12 protein-coding genes, 3 pseudogenes and 1 CRISPR repeat array are annotated in these 18,509 nt (G+C 40.7%); of the genes and pseudogenes, 13 read left to right on the top strand and 2 right to left on the bottom strand.

What is annotated here, in order from left to right; translation table 11 throughout:
- Positions 1 to 96 precede the first annotated feature (96 nt).
- From cotE to NSU02_RS11250, 9 genes are all read left to right on the top strand, one after another.
- A complete protein-coding gene (gene cotE / locus NSU02_RS11290) occupies positions 97 to 651 on the top strand; it encodes an outer spore coat protein CotE (RefSeq protein WP_063386736.1) in 555 nt (184 codons plus the stop codon).
- Positions 652 to 1,212: 561 nt separating this feature from the next.
- A complete protein-coding gene (mutS, locus tag NSU02_RS11285) occupies positions 1,213 to 3,831 on the top strand; it encodes a DNA mismatch repair protein MutS (RefSeq protein ID WP_339192924.1) in 2,619 nt (872 codons plus the stop codon).
- Positions 3,832 to 3,840: 9 nt separating this feature from the next.
- Positions 3,841 to 5,739, top strand: a complete 1,899-nt coding sequence (gene mutL, locus NSU02_RS11280) for a DNA mismatch repair endonuclease MutL (RefSeq protein WP_339192923.1) — start codon at positions 3,841 to 3,843, stop codon at positions 5,737 to 5,739.
- A 226-nt stretch (positions 5,740 to 5,965) separates the two neighbouring features.
- Positions 5,966 to 6,922, top strand: a complete 957-nt coding sequence (gene miaA / locus NSU02_RS11275) for a tRNA (adenosine(37)-N6)-dimethylallyltransferase MiaA (protein WP_339192922.1) — start codon at positions 5,966 to 5,968, stop codon at positions 6,920 to 6,922.
- Positions 6,923 to 6,952: 30 nt separating this feature from the next.
- Positions 6,953 to 7,180: an RNA chaperone Hfq gene (hfq, locus tag NSU02_RS11270; RefSeq protein WP_066246428.1), complete on the top strand. Its 228-nt coding sequence runs from the start codon at positions 6,953 to 6,955 to the stop codon at positions 7,178 to 7,180.
- 404 nt (positions 7,181 to 7,584) lie between these two features.
- The gene (locus tag NSU02_RS11265) at positions 7,585 to 8,463 is read left to right on the top strand and encodes an IS982 family transposase (protein ID WP_327848482.1); all 879 of its coding nucleotides are present in this window, start codon (positions 7,585 to 7,587) and stop codon (positions 8,461 to 8,463) included.
- 144 nt (positions 8,464 to 8,607) lie between these two features.
- The gene (spoVK, locus tag NSU02_RS11260) at positions 8,608 to 9,522 is read left to right on the top strand and encodes a stage V sporulation protein K (RefSeq protein ID WP_261308695.1); all 915 of its coding nucleotides are present in this window, start codon (positions 8,608 to 8,610) and stop codon (positions 9,520 to 9,522) included.
- 910 nt (positions 9,523 to 10,432) lie between these two features.
- Positions 10,433 to 11,638, top strand: coding sequence for a GTPase HflX (hflX, locus tag NSU02_RS11255; protein WP_063386752.1), 1,206 nt, complete (start codon positions 10,433 to 10,435; stop codon positions 11,636 to 11,638).
- Positions 11,639 to 11,652: 14 nt separating this feature from the next.
- Complete coding sequence (locus tag NSU02_RS11250) at positions 11,653 to 12,921, top strand: methionine gamma-lyase family protein (RefSeq protein ID WP_063386742.1); 1,269 nt, start codon at positions 11,653 to 11,655, stop codon at positions 12,919 to 12,921.
- Between the two features lie 7 nt (positions 12,922 to 12,928).
- On the opposite strand, the pseudogene NSU02_RS11245 reads toward NSU02_RS11250, so the two are convergent.
- A pseudogene (locus tag NSU02_RS11245) lies at positions 12,929 to 13,033 on the bottom strand (helix-turn-helix domain-containing protein); the annotation flags it as partial.
- Between the two features lie 99 nt (positions 13,034 to 13,132).
- Between NSU02_RS11245 and NSU02_RS11240 the strand changes: the two are divergent.
- The 3 genes and pseudogenes from NSU02_RS11240 to NSU02_RS11230 form a co-directional block, all read left to right on the top strand.
- Positions 13,133 to 13,540, top strand: a complete 408-nt coding sequence (locus NSU02_RS11240) for a MerR family transcriptional regulator (RefSeq protein WP_063386743.1) — start codon at positions 13,133 to 13,135, stop codon at positions 13,538 to 13,540.
- 48 nt (positions 13,541 to 13,588) lie between these two features.
- Positions 13,589 to 14,923: a type I glutamate--ammonia ligase gene (glnA, locus tag NSU02_RS11235; RefSeq protein ID WP_063386744.1), complete on the top strand. Its 1,335-nt coding sequence runs from the start codon at positions 13,589 to 13,591 to the stop codon at positions 14,921 to 14,923.
- A gap of 162 nt (positions 14,924 to 15,085) precedes the next feature.
- Positions 15,086 to 15,447, top strand: a pseudogene (locus tag NSU02_RS11230) (IS3 family transposase); the annotation flags it as partial.
- 377 nt (positions 15,448 to 15,824) lie between these two features.
- A CRISPR array of direct repeats spans positions 15,825 to 16,053; the repeat unit is 31 nt; unit sequence GTTTTTATCTTAACTATGAGGAATTGAAACA.
- A 162-nt stretch (positions 16,054 to 16,215) separates the two neighbouring features.
- Here the strand turns inward: NSU02_RS11230 and NSU02_RS11225 are convergent.
- Positions 16,216 to 17,289, bottom strand: a complete 1,074-nt coding sequence (locus tag NSU02_RS11225) for an IS110 family transposase (protein WP_339192920.1) — start codon at positions 17,287 to 17,289, stop codon at positions 16,216 to 16,218.
- 724 nt (positions 17,290 to 18,013) lie between these two features.
- On the opposite strand from NSU02_RS11225, the pseudogene NSU02_RS11220 reads away from it, so the two are divergent.
- Positions 18,014 to 18,151, top strand: a pseudogene (locus tag NSU02_RS11220) (transposase); the annotation flags it as partial.
- Positions 18,152 to 18,509: the final 358 nt, after the last annotated feature.

Here is an 18,509-nt window from a genome sequence, read left to right as displayed (position 1 = left end):
TGGCTCATGCATAGAATGAACTAGAAGGATTTATGAAAATATCGAGCTTGTCCTAGCGAAAATCTTTTTACGATCGTTTTGAGGAGGGTTTGGCAAATGGCAGAATATAGGGAAATCATAACGAAAGCGGTAGTAGCAAAAGGTCGAAAGTTTACTCAAGCAACACATACGATTAGTCCTGAGAAGAAACCAGCAAGTATTTTGGGTGGTTGGATTATTAACCATAAATATGATGCGCAAAAACGGGGGAAAACAGTTGAAATCGAGGGAACATATGATATTAACGTTTGGTATTCATTTGATGAAAATACGAAAACAGAAGTAGTTACAGAGCGTGTCAAGTATACAGATGTGTTAAAATTACGATATAAAGATGACAACTATTTAGATGACGAGAACGAAGTGGTTGCCCGTGTTTTGCAGCAGCCGAATTGTCTGGAAGTCACCATTTCTCCAAACGGCGAAAACATTGTGGTTCAAGTAGAAAGAGAATTTTTAGCAGAGGTCATCGGAGAAACGAAAGTGGTCGTCTCCGTCCATCCTAACAACTTGTCTGAATCCGATGAGGAATGGGATGATTGGGAAGAGGATTTAGAGGATGAAATAGAAGATTTGACGCCAGAGCTTTTAGAAGGTGAACCAGAAGAATAATGAAAAACTAGGAGGGCTGCTTCCTAGTTTTTTATGTCAAAGATTTGATGGAAAAAACTAATTTGCGATAATCGCGCACTGGTTTCCTTGTTTTTTAGTCAAATGTTTGACGGAATAAATAATCTGCGAATAATCGTGCCCTTGCTTCCTGTTTTTTATGTCAAAGATTTGACGGGAAAAACTAATTTTGCGATAATCGCTCGCTGGGTTCCTTGTTTTTTCGGCAAATGTTTGACGGAATAAACAATCTACGAATAATCGTGCCCTTGCTTCCTAGTTTTTTATGTCAAAGGTTTAACGGAAAAAACTAATTTGCGATAACCGCGCACCTGCTTCTTAATTTTTTATGTCAAAAGTTTAAAGGAATAAACAAATCCGCCATTAATCATGAACATTTATGTCAAAGGTTGACGCAATAAACAAATTAGCGAATAATCATGTTCGTGCTTTTTAGTTTTATTGTTTTGTCATAGGTTATTTGAGCGAATAAGTTTTTTTCGGAATAAAGAGTTTGTGCTATAATAAAAGATGTTAACTTTTACATACAGTCGGGGGATGAACATGGCACAATACACGCCAATGATACAGCAATATTTAAACATCAAGGCAGACTATCAGGATGCCTTTTTATTTTTTCGTTTAGGCGATTTTTATGAAATGTTTTTTGAGGATGCCATCAAGGCTTCTCAAGAATTGGAAATTACGTTAACAAGCCGTGATGGCGGGGGCGAGGAAAGAATCCCGATGTGCGGGGTGCCGTATCACTCAGCCTCAAGCTACATCGAACAGCTCATTGAAAAGGGCTATAAGGTGGCGATTTGTGAACAAACAGAAGATGCGAAACAAGCAAAAGGTGTTGTGAAGCGGGAAGTCGTTCAGCTCATTACACCAGGGACATTAATGGAAGGAAAAGGGCTAGGCGAGAAAGACAACCAATATATTGCTTCCGTTACGGTCTTTGAAGCGCTTTTCGGCCTAGCTTTGACAGATATTACGACAGGGGAATCATATGTCACCCTTCTCTCCACAATGGAGGACTGCTTGGGCGAGCTTTATTCCCGCCAAGTGAAAGAGATTGTAGTGGCAGATGATTTTCCTGAGAAACTGAAAAAAATGATATTAGAAAGACAGCCTGTGACATTTTCGATTGAAAAAGACGCAGCTTATCTTGAAAAATTAGACAGCATTGCAGGACATTTGCAAGATCAGCGGCTGAAAATAACGTTTGCAAGGCTATACAACTATTTAGAACGGACGCAAAAACGGACGCTTGAGCATTTGCAAAAGGTGGAGTTTTATCAATTAAATCAATATTTAAAAATTGATATGTACTCGAAAAGAAATTTGGAGCTGACCGAGACGATTCGGTCGAAAGGAAAAAAAGGCTCCCTTCTTTGGCTGTTAGATGAGACGAAAACAGCTATGGGTGCGCGTCTGCTGAAGCAATGGATTGACCGTCCGCTTATTGACAAAAAAGAAATTGAAAAGCGGCAAAATATCGTTGGAATGTTGATCGACCGCTATATCGAAAGAGAAGAACTAAGGGAATTGCTGAAGGAAGTATACGACTTAGAAAGACTGTCGGGAAAAATTGCGTTCGGAAATGCAAATGCAAGAGATCTGATTCAATTGAAAAAGTCGCTTGAAAAAATTCCTGAGATCCGCTCAATCGTTGCTTCGTTAGGAATTGCTGATTCGGAGCAAATAAAAAAAGAAATTGATCCTTGTGAAAGCTTGAAGGAGTTGCTTCAAAAAGCGATCATCGAAAACCCGCCGATTTCAGTCAAAGAGGGGAACATCATTAAGGACGGATTTAACGAAGAATTGGATCGCTACAGAGATGCAGCGAGAAACGGAAAAACGTGGATAGCAGAGCTGGAAAAGAGAGAAAGAGAGCTGACAGGAATTAAATCGCTTAAAATCGGCTACAACAAAGTGTTTGGATATTATATTGAAGTAACGAAAGCGAATCTTCATCTTTTGGATGAAGGAAGATATGAACGGAAACAGACGCTGGCCAATGCCGAACGTTATGTGACACCAGAGCTGAAAGAGAAAGAAGCGTTGATTTTAGAAGCGGAAGAAAAAATCGTTGATCTTGAGTATGAATTGTTCGTGCAAATTCGCGACGAAGTAAAGCAATATATTCCTAGATTGCAGCTCTTGGCTAAAAAGATTGCCGAGCTTGACTGCCTGCAATGCTTTGCTGTAATCAGCGAAGAACGACATTATACGAAACCGTCCTTTTCCGACTCCGAGCTTTACATAAAAGACGGTCGTCATCCAGTCGTAGAAAAAGTGATGGAATCCGAAAACTATGTTCCGAATGATTGCTGGATGAAAGAAGGAAGGAACATTCTTTTAATCACCGGTCCAAACATGTCAGGAAAAAGTACGTACATGCGGCAAATTGCTTTAACGGCTGTTTTGGCGCAAATCGGCTGCTTTGTCCCTGCCAGCGAAGCGGTTCTGCCGATCTTTGACCAAATTTTTACTAGAATTGGAGCGGCTGACGATTTAGTATCAGGGCAAAGTACGTTTATGGTGGAAATGCTGGAAGCCAAAAATGCGATTGTACATGCCACGAATCAAAGCTTGATCTTATTTGACGAAATCGGGCGCGGGACATCGACATATGACGGCATGGCGCTTGCTCAAGCGATAATCGAATACATTCACGACCACATCGGAGCCAAAACATTGTTCTCGACCCATTATCACGAATTAACTGTGCTCGGAGATGAATTGCAAAATGTGCAGAACGTCCATGTTAAGGCAATAGAGGAAAACGGAAAGGTTGTTTTTCTCCATAAAGTGGATGAAGGGGCGGCTGATCAAAGCTACGGAATTCATGTTGCTGAGCTTGCGGAACTTCCTGAAATTCTTATCCAAAGGGCAAAAGAAATATTGAGCAAACTGGAAGGAGACAATCAGAAAGAGAAACATACACCATCCGTCATCGAGCATTCGGTGGAACCGAGCATCGAGTATTCTGCGGAGCCAAGCCAGCTTTCTTTATTCGGCGATGAAATAGCAGAGAAGAAAAAAGAGCCGGCAGGGAAAAAGCTTTCATCAAAGGAAAAAGAGGTGCTCTCCATCATTTCTTCCTTAGATCTATTGGATATGACGCCTCTTGAAGCATTAAACACACTGTATGACATCCAAAAGAAATTGAAATAGGTGATGATGATGGGAAAAATCATCCTTATGGATGCTAGTTTATCCAACAAAATTGCCGCTGGGGAAGTCGTGGAGCGGCCGGCTTCTGTTGTGAAAGAACTAGTCGAAAATGCGATTGATGCAAACAGCACAGTGATAGAAATTGAGGCGGAAGAAGGCGGTTTGAGCAAAATTCGCGTCGTGGACAATGGGGACGGAATGGAGCCAGATGATTGCGAAAAGGCGTTTAAGCGGCATGCAACAAGCAAAATTAAAGATGAAGCGGATTTATTCCGCATCCGAACTCTCGGCTTCCGGGGCGAAGCGCTGCCTTCGATTGCCGCCGTTTCTCATCTGGAAATGAAAACTAGCACTGGGGATAAACCCGGGACGAAAATTACTTTAATCGGCGGGAAGGTAACAGCAAAAGAGACAGCATCAAGTCGAAAAGGAACGGACATTACGGTCACGAACCTGTTTTTCAATACGCCGGCGCGATTGAAGTATATGAAAAGCTTGAATACGGAGCTTGGGAGAATAACCGACATAGTCAATCGTCTTGCGCTGAGCTATCCAAACATATCGTTTAAATTTACGCATAACGGCCGACGGCTTCTATATACGAACGGCAAAGGAGATGTACGGCAAGTTCTTGCAGCGATTTACGGGGTTCCCATTGCGAAAAAAATGTTTCCAGTCCATTTCCGTTCGCTTGATTTTGACATACGCGGCTATTTATCGTTGCCGGAAGTGACAAGAGCATCCAAAAACTATATTTCTACGATGATCAACGGGAGATTTATTAAAAATCATTCCATTACGAAGGCGGTGGAAGAAGGGTACCATACGCTCCTGCCTATAGGGCGTTTTCCGGTCGTCTATCTTCATATTGAAATGGATCCGATCTTAGTGGACGTAAATGTTCATCCTGCCAAACTGGAGGTCAGAATCAGCAAAGAAGCGGAATTATTTGAAGTCATCGCAAAAGGCATCCAGGATGCATTTAAGAAAAAAGAGCTTATCCCAACCTCTGATACAGTCAAAAAGAAAAAAGAGCACCCGGTAAACGTGCAGCAGGAGATCCAATTTGAACATCTGATCAAAGAGGAAAAACAGGATCCAGAATGGACGTTTCAACCAAAAACGGCTGACAATCAATGGAACGAAGATGATTTGTATGCGATTGATCATAGAGGAGCGGATGAAGAACAGCAACAATCCTTTTCCTCTGAAAAAATAGCTGAACCTCCAGTTGTCGATGGAGAAGCTGAAGTACAAGAGTATTTGCCAAATAACAACGAAGAACATGAAGAGAAGGTTTCGGACAATAGTACGTTGGATGAAAGCCGAGTTCCTCCAATGTATCCAATTGGACAGATGCACGGCACTTACATTTTGGCGCAAAATGAAAAAGGATTATATATAATCGATCAGCATGCTGCCCAAGAAAGAATCAAATATGAATATTTTCGCGAAAAAGTTGGGGAAGTGGCGAGCGAAGTGCAGGAAATGCTTGTTCCCCTTACACTGAGCTTTTCCTCTGATGAAGTCATGGTGATCGAAGAGCATAAAGAAGAGCTGGCTGAGGTCGGAGTGTTTTTGGAGAATTTTGGACCGAACACCTATATCATTCGATCTCATCCAACATGGTTCCCGCAAGGTGAAGAAAAAGAAATTATTGAAGAGCTGATCCAGCAGGTGCTTAATGAAAAAAAGACGGATATCCACAAGCTTAGAGAAGATGCAGCCATCATGATGAGCTGCAAAGGATCAATTAAAGCGAATCAATATTTAAACAATGAAGAAATATTCGCGTTGATAGAATCGCTAAGAAAAGCGTCAGATCCATTTACTTGCCCTCATGGCCGGCCGATCATCATTCATTTTTCCACCTATGAGCTCGAAAAAATGTTTAAGAGGGTTATGTAATAGTTTTCTGCTGCATGTAAAAGATCGTTGTCAAGTTATGAGGTAAATGGAGATAAGGGCAATGATTGGACAAAAGTTGTTTTTTTCGGATTAGAGCAGTATAAAGAGAATATGAAATCAATTGAAAAGAGTATACTCTATGATGAAAAAGGGTATAATACATTGGTGTTTTCTTAAAAATCATGATACGATGAAACAGTGAGTATTTTTTGAAAGTGTGGTCAATATGGAAGAAGAAAAGGATAGACTTGTTGTTTTAATTGGCCCAACTGCTGTCGGAAAGACGAAACTAAGCATTGAATTAGCCAAAAAATTAAACGGCGAAATTATCAGCGGCGATTCCATGCAGATTTATAAAGGAATGGATATCGGAACAGCAAAGATAAAAGAGCATGAAATGGAAGGAATCCCCCATCATTTAATTGATTTAAAGAATCCCTCGGAAGAATTCTCCGTTGCCGAGTTTCAAGAGCTTGCGAGAAAAGCAATTGCCTCGATAACAAAGCGCGGAAAAATGCCGATGATTGTTGGGGGAACAGGCTTGTACATTCAAGCGGTTCTATATGATGATTACCAATTTTCCGATATTCAATCTGACCCTGAAATAAGAAAAGAACTGGAAAATTTTTTGCATGAGCATGGGAATTTAGCATTACACGAGCGTTTACAGGAAATCGACCCTGACAGTGCGGAACGAATTCATCCAAACAATGCTAGGAGAGTCATCCGTGCTTTAGAAATTTTCTATAAAACAGGAAAAAAAATGAGCGAGCATATAAAGACGCATGAAGCAAATGAGCGCTATCATACCGCCATTATCGGCCTTACGATGGACCGCGATGTATTGTATCAACGCATTGATAAAAGAGTTGACGAAATGATTGAGGAAGGTTTGATTGAAGAAGCAAAATCGCTGTATGATTCTGGAGTTCGCGGTGTACAATCTGCGCAGGCGATTGGATATAAAGAATTATACGATTTTTTTGATGGCAAGGCTTCTCTTGCAGAAGCAATTGAAACGTTGAAAAAAAACACAAGAAGATATGCGAAAAGGCAACTAACATGGTTTCGAAACAAAATGAATGTCAAATGGTTTGATATGACTCCGCCTGTCTCGATGGAAGAAAAAGTTAGTGAAATTTTTCATTATATAGCAGGAAAGCTTCTTTCTGAGAAGAAATAATAAATATAGAGGATATGAGGAGGACGAATGATGAAGCAACCGATAAACATTCAAGATCAAGTGTTAAATCAGTTACGAAAAGATGGCACTTACGTGACCGTGTTTTTATTAAACGGTTTCCAAATTAGAGGACAAGTAAAAGCATTTGATAATTTTACGGTCCTCATCGAATCAGAGGGCAAACAGCAGCTCATTTACAAGCATGCGATCTCAACATTTGCACCGCAAAGAAATGTACAAATTGACATTGAAGCATGACGAAAAAACCGGAGATGATCTCCGGTTTTTTCATGAGAAGGAAGGGTTTCGTGGCAGCGGTTCCGATATGTCAGGTATTTTTCTATCTTCAATCCATGTTTTCCTAATTATCGGCTAAACGCAGATAATTTGAATGGTCGTTATTTTTGCCCTTCGCTAATATTTAACTGACCTGTCCTAGAATCTGTACTTGTCCAGGCCGCAAGCCACCCAGGCTTCAGAAAAATACTGCTTAGTTTTTATTAAGACATAGATGAAAAGAAGGTTTGTACTACTTGGCTTTCAGCATAAATATTAATAATAACCCGTGGTGCTAGATAAAATCTCGAGACATAAAAACAGCCCTTGCATGAGGATCTCCTTTAAAATGAAAGTGCGAACAAACATTCAAAAGGAGAAGTTCCATGCAAGAGCACTTTCATTTTACAATAAACCAAGCAAAAATTCAAAAGCAATATACCGCGATCTTATTCGTTGTATCAGCACAACTGTCTTGTATTCAGATGTATTTGCAACGTCGAAATCGTCATTTGTTGAAGCAAGAGGATGAGGTTATCATCGCCATTCACGTTCTTGGAAAATTGCTGGGTTTTACTTCGGAACGGGCTTGGCATCGATTTGTCATTGGAAACCTGTTCACCAAGGAAAAGTTCCTAGAGCGCTCTCGATACAACCGTCGATGCCGTTCTTTGCGTTGGGCGATCAAATGGATTCGTCACCAACTCGCCAAACGTGGACAACATCACGCTTATGCGGTAGTGGACAGCTTACCCATTGAACTCTGCCACCACGCACGAATGTATCGCGTCAAACGATTTCAAGGAATCGCAGATATTGGGTATTGTGCATCCAAAAAGATGGTTTACTATGGGTTTAAGCTTCATCTTCAGATTACCGACCAAGCGCTTCCGATGGGATATGTCCTGACCGAGGCATCCTGCCACGATCGGACAGCTGCGGAAACAGTGATGACTCAACTTCCTCATCCGTATACACTTGGCGACAAAGGATATGTGAGCCAAGCCCTGCAAAAGAAGCTGTACGATGAATACAAGATCGCTTTTTGGACGCCTGCCCGAAAAAATCAACGTGTGGTGCAATCAAAAGAATGGAAACAATGGATGAAACGAAAACGCAAAATCGTCGAAACCGCGTTCTCGGTTTTAGTGGATTCATTTCGGATCACGAAAATTCGCGCCAATTCGATCTCTGGATTTGAAACGGCGCTTGATGCCATTTTATTGGCCTATTCGCTCGTTGTTCTTGGGCTAGTTGAGCGTTGACGCTCAACTAGCACCATGGGTTAATAATAACAACCTTTTTCCATGACATGTTCCTTTAAACAAAGTAGATGTAATTTAGAAGATAAATATAAAAATGAGGTGAAGCCTGTGGAGCGAGCGGTCACCTTCAAAAATAACGGCCAAATGAATATTGTCTTAGGACAAAGCAAAACTGAACTTGAAGGTAAAAAGGAAAAAATCGCGACATATGATCTTTCCATTTCCAAAGCGGCTGTCGAACACAGTGTATTAAAAGAGATTGAACAGGAGATGGGCGCATTAGTTGGAATGGAAGAAGTGAAAAGATTATTAAAGGAAATATATGCATGGATTTTTGTGAATAAAAAAAGAGAAGAACAGGGGTTAAAAACCGGAAGGCAAGCGCTTCATATGCTGTTTAAAGGGAATCCCGGAACGGGAAAAACAACGATCGCGCGATTGATTGGAAAGCTTTTTTTCCAAATGAATGTTTTATCGAAAGGGCACTTAATTGAAGCGGAGCGGGCTGATTTAGTAGGTGAATATATCGGCCATACAGCACAAAAAACGCGCGATTTGATCAAAAAATCACTTGGTGGAATTCTTTTTATTGATGAAGCATACAGTTTAGCCCGCGGAGGAGAAAAAGATTTCGGAAAAGAAGCAATTGACACCCTTGTCAAACATATGGAAGACAGACAGCATGATTTTGTGTTAATTTTAGCCGGATATCCAAGGGAAATGGATCGTTTTTTATCTTTAAATCCCGGACTCGAATCCCGTTTTCCGATCGTAGTTGATTTCCCGGACTATTCAGTCGATGAGCTGATGGAAATAGCAAAATTAATGATGAAGGACAAAGAGTATCGATTTAGCCATGAAGCTGAATGCAAATTGAAAGAGCATTTGCTAAAAGTGAAATATGCGACTCACCCAACGAACTTTTCAAATGGAAGATATGTTCGCAACATTATCGAAAAATCTATACGGGCACAGGCAATGAGGCTCCTGCTTTCTGATAAGTTTGGCAAGGAAGATTTGCTTCTTGTAAAAGAAGAAGATTTAATATTAAACGTATAAGCAGCCCCTAGGCTGCTTTACTTGATTATTGAAAAAAATTGATTGATAAATCTTTATTTAAATGGGCTTTGAAGAAAGCTCCTGTTTCATTGCTGCACATAATTTACACAAATTCGTTTATTTTTCTCACATAGTTTAGAAAAGAATGACGGCAGCCATTTTAATTGGCTGAAACGATTAGAATTTGATACTCTTAACGTTGACTCAATAAGTTTTTCTAGTGTTGAAGTGCGTTGATGATTTAAGTTTGATAATCTTTATTTTGACTCATACGTTTCTGTTTTTAAAGCATACTGAAGATGATTTAGTTGTGTCCTAACATTGAACTTAGCAACGTTTCTAGTCTTGAAGTGCGCTAAGGATGATTGGAGTTTGTATCCTAATTTTGAACTTAGAAACGTTTCTAGTGTTGAAGTGTGCTGAAGCTGATTTGAATTTGAACTCAGTACGTTTTGTTTTGAAATGTGCTGAAGATGAATTGAGTTTGATCATCCTACCTTTGAACTTAATAATGTTTCTAAAGTTGAAATGTGCTAAATGATCCTACCTTTGAACAGAGTACGTTATTGTCTTGAAGTGCGCTAAAGAATGATTGGAGTTTGTATCCTAATTTTGAACTTAGAAACGTTTCTAGTGTTGAAGTGTGCTGAAGATGATTTGAATTTGAACTCTGTACGTTTTGTTTTGAAATGTGCTGAAGATGAATTGAGTTTGATCATCTTACTTTTGAATTCAATACGTTTCTTTTGTCTTAAAGTGCACTAAAGATGATTTAATTTTGATAACCTTACCATTGAACCGTTTATCGAAGGTTTAATTCATAACGCATAGCTTATAAATTTGCAGCATAATTGGAGGAAGAAGACGAGTGGAAGAGAAAGAACAGGTGATTCTCGTTGGCGTCAAGTTCATGGAAACCGATGAAGAACAGTTTTTTTATTTAATGGAAGAGCTGAAATCGCTCACGGCTGCTGCGGGCGGCCAAGTCGCAGCTGTTTGCACACAAAATCGACTGAGGGCCGAACCATCTACATATATTGGAAAAGGAAAAGTTGATGAGATTAAACAGCTTATCGAAACGACAGAGGCAAATACCGTTATTTTCAATAATGAGCTGTCGCCCAGCCAGCTGCGAAATTTAGCTCGTCTGTTAGAGGTAAAAGTGATCGATCGGACTCAGCTAATTTTGGATATTTTTTCAAAAAGGGCGAAGTCAAGAGAAGGGAAACTTCAAGTTGAGCTGGCACAGCTTGAATATTTGCTGCCGAGACTTTCGGGACATGGATTGAATCTATCTCGGCAAGGAGGAGGAATCGGGACAAGAGGTCCGGGAGAAACGAAGCTTGAAACGGATCAAAGGCACATCCGAAATCGCATTCACGATATAAAACAACAGCTGTCCCATATTGTTTCCCATCGCGAGCGTTATCGTTCGCAAAGAAAGAGAAATCATCAAACTCAAATCGCTCTTGTTGGCTATACCAACGCAGGAAAGTCAACGCTGTTCAATAAGCTGACAGCTGCTGATTCATTTCAGGAGGATATGGTGTTTGCCACATTGGATCCTATGACAAGGAAAATGTTTCTCCCATCCGGCATGAAGGTGCTCATGACTGATACTGTCGGCTTTATCCAGCAGCTGCCAACAAGCCTTATCGCTGCTTTTCGCTCTACGTTAGAAGAAATAAAGGAAGCAGATTTGCTTTTACATATCGTCGACAGCTCTCATCCTGACTATATTCAGCATGAAAACACTGTGAATGAATTATTAAAAGAATTAGGAACGGACGGATTGCCTGTTTTAACAGTGTACAATAAAAAAGATCAACAACTAGAGCATTTCTTTCCTTCTTTAAAGGAAGACTATATTGTCATTTCTGCTTTTTGCGACGAAGATATAGAACGGTTAAAAACAGCTATTGAAGAAAAATTAAAGAAAAAAATGCATCCTTACGTTGTCTCCGTTCCAACAGGTGATGGGAAACGTCTATCGTTGTTAAAAGCAAATACGCTCGTTTCAACCTTGCAATTTGACGAACAAAATCAGCACTATATCGTTTCTGGTCTAGTGTTTCGCGACCATCCAGTATATGATCAAATTATGAAGAATAAGTAGAAAGGGTTTTACAGATGTTTCAATATTTTACACATGGAAAAAAAATTATGGACATAGCTCAAAAAGTAGAAAAAAAAATAAAACCATTTCACGAAGAAATTGACAAAGTAGTGGAAGTAAATCAGCTTCGTGTGCTCAGAAGCTTTCAAAAGCATCGGGTGAGCGATTCCCACTTTATTCCCTCAACAGGATACGGATATGATGATATCGGCAGGGATACATTGGAAGATGTTTATGCTGATATTTTTGGATGTGAAAAAGGACTTGTCCGGCCGCAAATCATTTCTGGTACACACGCCATTTCAACGGCTCTCTTCGGCGTATTAAGGCCCGGCGATGAACTTATCTATATTACCGGAAAGCCGTATGATACGCTTGAAGAAATTGTCGGTATCCGCGGAAAGGGGACAGGCTCTTTAAAAGAATTTGGCATTTCTTATCAAACAATTGATCTGACTCCTGAAGGACGAGTTGATTTTGACCGAGTAAAAGCGGCAATCAGTGATAAAACAAAAATGATCGGAATTCAGCGTTCTAGAGGATATGATGTCAGACCGTCATTTTCCATTCAGGAAATTAAGGAAATGGTTTCTTTCATCAAATCAATCAATGAAAAAATTGTTGTTTTTGTCGATAATTGCTACGGTGAGTTTACCGAAGATCAGGAGCCGGGACATGCAGGTGCTGATCTTATTGCAGGCTCTCTTATAAAAAATCCTGGAGGAGGGCTTGTGAAAACGGGAGGATACATCGTTGGAAAAGAAGAGCTCGTGGAAGCTTGCGCGTACCGGCTCACTTCGCCAGGTATCGGAAGGGAAGCCGGTGCAATGCTTTACAGTCTTCATGAGATGTTTCAAGGTATTTTTCTCGCTCCGCATGTTGTTGGACAAGCGCTAAAAGGAGCGATTTTTACCGCTGCAATGCTGGAAGAAATCGGGTTGCGAGTCAATCCTAGCTGGAATGAGAAAAGATCAGATCTAGTTCAGTCCGTTCAGTTTGATAATGCAGATATGATGATTGCGTTTTGCCAAGCGATTCAATCTGCATCGCCCATAAACTCGCATGTAACACCGGTTCCAAATGAAATGCCGGGTTATAGCGATCAAGTCATCATGGCGGCCGGGACTTTTGTCCAAGGCTCCAGCATCGAGCTTTCAGCGGATGGACCGATTCGTCCTCCATATGTGGCATATGTGCAGGGAGGCTTGACGTTTGAACATGTCAAAATCGCTATTTTCCATGCCGTCAATGAATTAATAGAAAAACGATTAGTCGAACTATAAAAAAACATTTCATCTGGTTCAGCGTTCTGCTTACGGTTTCTAGGGACGTTCCGATCATATTTGCCAATTCTCGATTCGTTAAATGGACTGTCAAACGATAAAGTTTTCCTTGTATAAAAAACCATGTTAAATTTTATGACATTATATTGACATGATATCTTACATTCATCTATAATGTAGATAAGCAAAAGGAAGGAGGGGCTAAAAGAGCATGAATGATCAAGACCGCCGTTCCATGCCGTTGTTTCCAATCAGCATCGTAAAACAGCTGACGGAACTATCTGCCAGACAAATAAGATATTATGAAGAACATGGTCTTATTTCCCCTGCGAGAACGGAAGGCAATCGCCGGTTATTTTCCTTCAATGATGTCGATAGATTGCTTGAAATTAAATCGTTGATTGAGCAGGGTGTCAATATGGCAGGTATTAAGCAAATATTTGCGTATAAAGAAAACGAACAAGAAAGACAAACTTTCGAAAGATCTTCATTGGCAAAAGAAAAATCAGATTTATCTGATGCCGAACTTCGCAAACTATTAAAGGAAGAACTTCTCCATGCTGGAAGAATGAACCGTGCAACATTAAGACAAGGAGACCTTTCACGGTTCTTTCATTGATAATATCGCTATATAAATTTATTTTTTATATATGAGAGGAGAAATAATATGCCAAAGTACACAAAAGAAGATATTATTCGTTTAGTCCAAGAAGAAAACGTAAAATTTATCCGCCTGCAGTTCACTGACATTTTGGGAACGATTAAAAACGTTGAAATCCCTGTTTCCCAATTAGAAAAAGCGTTGGATAACAAAATGATGTTTGACGGATCATCTATTGAAGGATTTGTCCGCATTGAGGAATCTGATATGTATCTGTATCCTGATTTAGATACGTTTGTCATTTTCCCATGGACAGCGGAAAAAGGGAAAGTTGCCCGCTTAATTTGCGATATTTATAATCCTGATGGAACGCCTTTTGAAGGAGATCCGCGCAACAACTTAAAACGAGTGCTGAAGGAAATGGAAGAGCTCGGATTTACAGCATTTAATTTAGGTGCTGAGCCGGAATTTTTCTTATTCAAACTGGATGAAAAGGGTGAACCAACATTAGAATTGAATGATAATGGCGGATATTTTGACCTTGCGCCGACTGATTTAGGCGAGAACTGCCGCCGCGACATTGTGTTGGAGCTTGAGGAAATGGGATTTGAAATCGAAGCTTCCCACCACGAAGTAGCACCTGGTCAGCATGAAATTGACTTTAAATATGCAGATGCCATCAAAGCTTGTGATGACATTCAAACATTTAAGCTTGTTGTGAAAACCATTGCCCGTAAACACGGCTTGCACGCAACATTCATGCCAAAACCATTGTTCGGCGTCAACGGTTCAGGTATGCACTGCAACCTTTCTTTATTCCGCAATGGTGAAAATGCATTCTACGATCCAAATACAGAAGATGGATTAAGCGAAACAGCTTTACAATTCATTGCAGGTGTCATCAAACATGCAACAAGCTTTACAGCTGTGACAAACCCAACTGTCAACTCTTACAAACGTTTAGTGCCTGGCTACGAAGCTCCTTGCTATGTTGCATGGTCCGGCCGCAACAGAAGCCCGTTAATCCGGATTCCTGCATCTCGCGGCATGAGCACTCGTATTGAAGTGCGCAGCGTTGACCCATCTGCAAACCCATACCTTGCCATGGCTGTACTCTTGAAAGCTGGTCTCGATGGCATTAAAAACAAATTAACTCCGCCAAAACCAGTAGATCGCAACATTTATGTGATGACAAAAGAAGAACGCATCGAAAACGGTATTGTCGACCTTCCAGCAACATTATATGAGGCACTTGAAAACTTAAAACAAAACGAAGTCATTGTCAGTGCTTTAGGATCCCATTTATTCGAACATTTCGTCGAAGCAAAAGAGATCGAATGGGATATGTTCCGCACTCAAGTGCACCCATGGGAGCGCGAACAATACATCACTCAATATTAATCCCGAAACCCCTTGACGCTCAAGCGTTGGAGGGGTTTTATATTTGTGGGTGAAAACAATAAATCTAACTTTCAATAAAAAGCACCCACAAAAATTGAAAAAAATTACTCCATAATTGATGAGGTGTATTCTTCATATTTACGCATCGAATCTTGATCACCCGTGAAAGCAGATTTACGGCAAATTCAATTATTCCACATAGACAGAGGCAATGAATTCAAGAAAAAGACAATTGATGAAGCTCTAGATACTTTTTAGATTAATCGGTCGTTAAGCATGAAGGGTTGTCCCTATGACAACGCAGTAGCTGAAGCAACCTTTAAAATTGTCAAAACAGAATTTGTTAAGGGTAGATATTTCGGAAATTTAGACCAATTGAAACTGAAATGAGATGATTATGTTCATTGGTTTAATATATTAGAATCCATGGAACACTTGGGTATTTAAGCCCGCTGGAGTACAAAGAGAAACACCTCAAACAGAAAAAATCACCAATCATTTTTCAGATCATGTTCTTATTTTAGGTCATAGGAACCGATCGAATAGACCTAAACCAATTTTCCTGAATGAAATGTTAAATATGGTCTCACTCTTCCTTCAATTGGATGAGAAGGGAATGAGCCGGATGTTTACTTTATTAAAACAGATGGGTCAGGTAAAATGGTTGATACAACATGGATTTCATTGTCGGCAGTCAAACTTTGAAATCTGTTTTAAACGGAAATAAAAAAGAGTCGTCGACCCCCAATCGGGCAAAAATCCCCGGGGATCGACGACTCTTTCAAATCTTCATTGAGCCTACGCAAATCAAAGATTTGATAAAAATTCCCCTTTTCGTTAAAATAAAAATAACCAGTCAAGCATTAAAAATGAAATGCTTATTTAACAACGTTTTTTTGGGGTTTTTATCTTAACTATGAGGAATTGAAACAGGAAAACAAAACGATAAATAAAGGAGATTGATAGAGTTTTTATCTTAACTATGAGGAATTGAAACTCCACATCCACATGTGGATACAATACTTCAAATTCGTTTTTATCTTAACTATGAGGAATTGAAACAATTTTTTGTCAGAGGCACAAAAGCTCTTCCAGCTCCGTTTTTATCTTAACTATGAGGAATTGAAACAAATAAGAAAAGTCCTGCGGTAATATGTCAAGGTGAAAAATCATAGAAATTGGAAATTCCCTTGTCCGATGATCCGAAAAAAGGCAATACTGAAGAAACCCAGTATTGGTACATGTAATAAACTGGGTCTAAAGGTTGATATTGGTATACCAGATCGATCCTCTTATCGATCTTCCCCCTTTCTTGGCGTGTAGATTTGACCGTTGCGTAGCAGCGCATCGATCACACGCACGAGTTTTCTAGCGCTGAGGACGAGGGCTCGTTTATGTTGGTGCTTGGACCATGTCAAGCCGGCATATTTTGCCAAGGCGGCCTGGTTGTGAAACCGCTCGATTTGCCCGATTTCGGCCAGGATGCCTGCGGTATAAACCGGTCCGATGCCTGGGATGGTTTGCAGTGTGTTCGGAATGCCTTCAAGATGGCGGGTAATGGCTTTATCGAGCTCTTTGAGCTGCGATTGCAGGCTGCGGATTGATTGAATCGACAGCCCTAACAGCAAGTCGATGGAATCCTCGACACACTTGGACAACCGATACGACGAACGGGCCGCCTTTTGAATCGACTTGGCGATGCATTCCGGATCGGCAAAGCGATTGCGCCCTTTTTGGCGCAGGAAGTCGGCCAACTGCTTGACATCCATTTGGCAGATGTCATCGAGGCTCCACGACTCAAGCAGCAGTTCGAGAATGGCATGTCCGAAGATCGAACTGTCCACCTCTTGGGTAAAGGAACTGCATTTGTAAAACAAGTGCTGGAGAAAATACTGTTTCTCACGGGTTAACTGGTGGACGAGATGATATCGCATGCGTGTCAGTCGCTGAAGCGCGAGAAACTGCTCCTTGAGGACAGCCGTCATCTTCAGACGGCCGAAGCGAAGCCGATCCGCAATGATCCAAGCATCGATGTCATCCGTTTTCTCCAAGTCGACATAGGCTTCTTTAAACTTGCGAATGAGCTTTGGATTGATCGTAAACACCTTGACGTTCCAAGCCTGCAAGGCCTCCTGCTGGTGGAAAAACATAGCTGGATGCCAACTGTAGACCGAGGTGGCTTCCATCCCGATCAGAATTTCGGTTGGCTTTCGCTTGTTAGCCCACAGGAGGATTTGATCCCGAAGGAAGGTGGCGCCCAGAAGATGATTATCCACTTTGAAGCGTGCGCACGTATTTCCTTCATGATCCATAATGCAGGTGGCTAAGTCGCGTGAGCTCACGTCGATCCCGACGTAGAGTTTCATGAGATCACCTCCTATTGTTGTAGGATCGAGGGGTAGGACTCTTCGGGATGCCCCCGGATCGCGCCTGTTGACCAGTCACCCTCGCATATGAGAACTCACGTTGGACCATGGGCTGCCCTGGAAGCTGCTCCTTCCAGCATGGGGAAAACCAACGGGAACAGCCTGCGGGTTAGACGTCCAAACAGGGGCCGAGGAGACAGACTTTACAAGTAGTCAAAGCTACAGGAGTGAGAAGAGTATCCCCGATGATCCTAAGACCATTATCCAGGAACATTGCGAAAAGTCCAACCCCGGTACGCTGAACCCTTTGTGGGAGGGGCGCGCCCCTCCCACAAAGGCAACCACCCAAGATATGCGATTGTCAAGGAGCGTATCGGACTGGAAATTCGATAAAAAAACTTTCTGAAACTTAGTATACGAGGAGGAAATGAAAATGAAAGTAAAAGTTTTTATCTTAACTATGAGGAATTGAAACGATTGGATTGATGATATGCTTGAGCAGGTTGAGACAAGTTTTTATCTTAACTATGAGGAATTGAAACGTTTCCCTCATTCGATGTGAAAATTCTTCATCCGAGTTTTTATCTAAACTATGAGGAATAGTTTTCATCATAAATTATGAAGAAAAGCTTTTAACAAAAAGCACGGCCTTTTGATATGATCCCCTTATAGTAGACAGAAAAAGAAAGCCCATTAATCTGTCTACTATGGAGGGGATTTTTCTATGTGGAAAATACGAAAAACATATGATGCAAAGTTTAAAAAGAAAGCTGTGGATTTATATTTGAAAGAGGGTATGGGATACAAAGCGGTGGCAAAAGAATTGGGAATAAGTCATTCCATGGTACGTCGATGGCTGAAACTTTTACATAACTGAACCGGATTATTCTAATCGATTTACATAAGCATTTGATCATCCTTCAGTATTTTTGGTTGAGGTTGTCTTCCTGGATCATAAATATGGGGTTGCATTTTTTTGTAATCGCATATAGTAAGTAGTAAGTGATAAGTAGTAAGTAGAAAGTAGGGAAATCGTAAATTCATTTTTAAGGAGGTAAGTCCCTATTTAACGATCATGTATATCAACGGCCTCATTTTCACCGTAGCGATTTTGATTCTAAATTACGGTTATGAGGTGCAAAACAGCGTCAGACACACACAATTCTTCATCTTGATGATCGCGCAAATGATTGTGTGTCGTTTGGCGATGTGCTTTTATT

Source organism: Aeribacillus sp. FSL W8-0870 (assembly GCF_037963755.1).
GTDB classification, from domain to species: domain Bacteria; phylum Bacillota; class Bacilli; order Bacillales; family Aeribacillaceae; genus Aeribacillus; species Aeribacillus composti.
This window is presented reverse-complemented; position numbering and strand designations above follow the sequence as displayed.

Bases quoted from the DNA above. Each gene is read 5' to 3' on its own strand.
- cotE (WP_063386736.1), top strand. From the start codon at position 97: ATGGCAGAATATAGGGAAATCATAACGAAAGCGGTAGTAGCAAAAGGT.
- mutS (WP_339192924.1), top strand. From the start codon at position 1,213: ATGGCACAATACACGCCAATGATACAGCAATATTTAAACATCAAGGCA.
- mutL (WP_339192923.1), top strand. From the start codon at position 3,841: ATGGGAAAAATCATCCTTATGGATGCTAGTTTATCCAACAAAATTGCC.
- miaA (WP_339192922.1), top strand. From the start codon at position 5,966: ATGGAAGAAGAAAAGGATAGACTTGTTGTTTTAATTGGCCCAACTGCT.
- hfq (WP_066246428.1), top strand. From the start codon at position 6,953: ATGAAGCAACCGATAAACATTCAAGATCAAGTGTTAAATCAGTTACGA.
- NSU02_RS11265 (WP_327848482.1), top strand. From the start codon at position 7,585: ATGCAAGAGCACTTTCATTTTACAATAAACCAAGCAAAAATTCAAAAG.
- spoVK (WP_261308695.1), top strand. From the start codon at position 8,608: ATGAATATTGTCTTAGGACAAAGCAAAACTGAACTTGAAGGTAAAAAG.
- hflX (WP_063386752.1), top strand. From the start codon at position 10,433: ATGGAAACCGATGAAGAACAGTTTTTTTATTTAATGGAAGAGCTGAAA.
- NSU02_RS11250 (WP_063386742.1), top strand. From the start codon at position 11,653: ATGTTTCAATATTTTACACATGGAAAAAAAATTATGGACATAGCTCAA.
- NSU02_RS11240 (WP_063386743.1), top strand. From the start codon at position 13,133: ATGAATGATCAAGACCGCCGTTCCATGCCGTTGTTTCCAATCAGCATC.
- glnA (WP_063386744.1), top strand. From the start codon at position 13,589: ATGCCAAAGTACACAAAAGAAGATATTATTCGTTTAGTCCAAGAAGAA.
- NSU02_RS11225 (WP_339192920.1), bottom strand. From the start codon at position 17,289: ATGAAACTCTACGTCGGGATCGACGTGAGCTCACGCGACTTAGCCACC.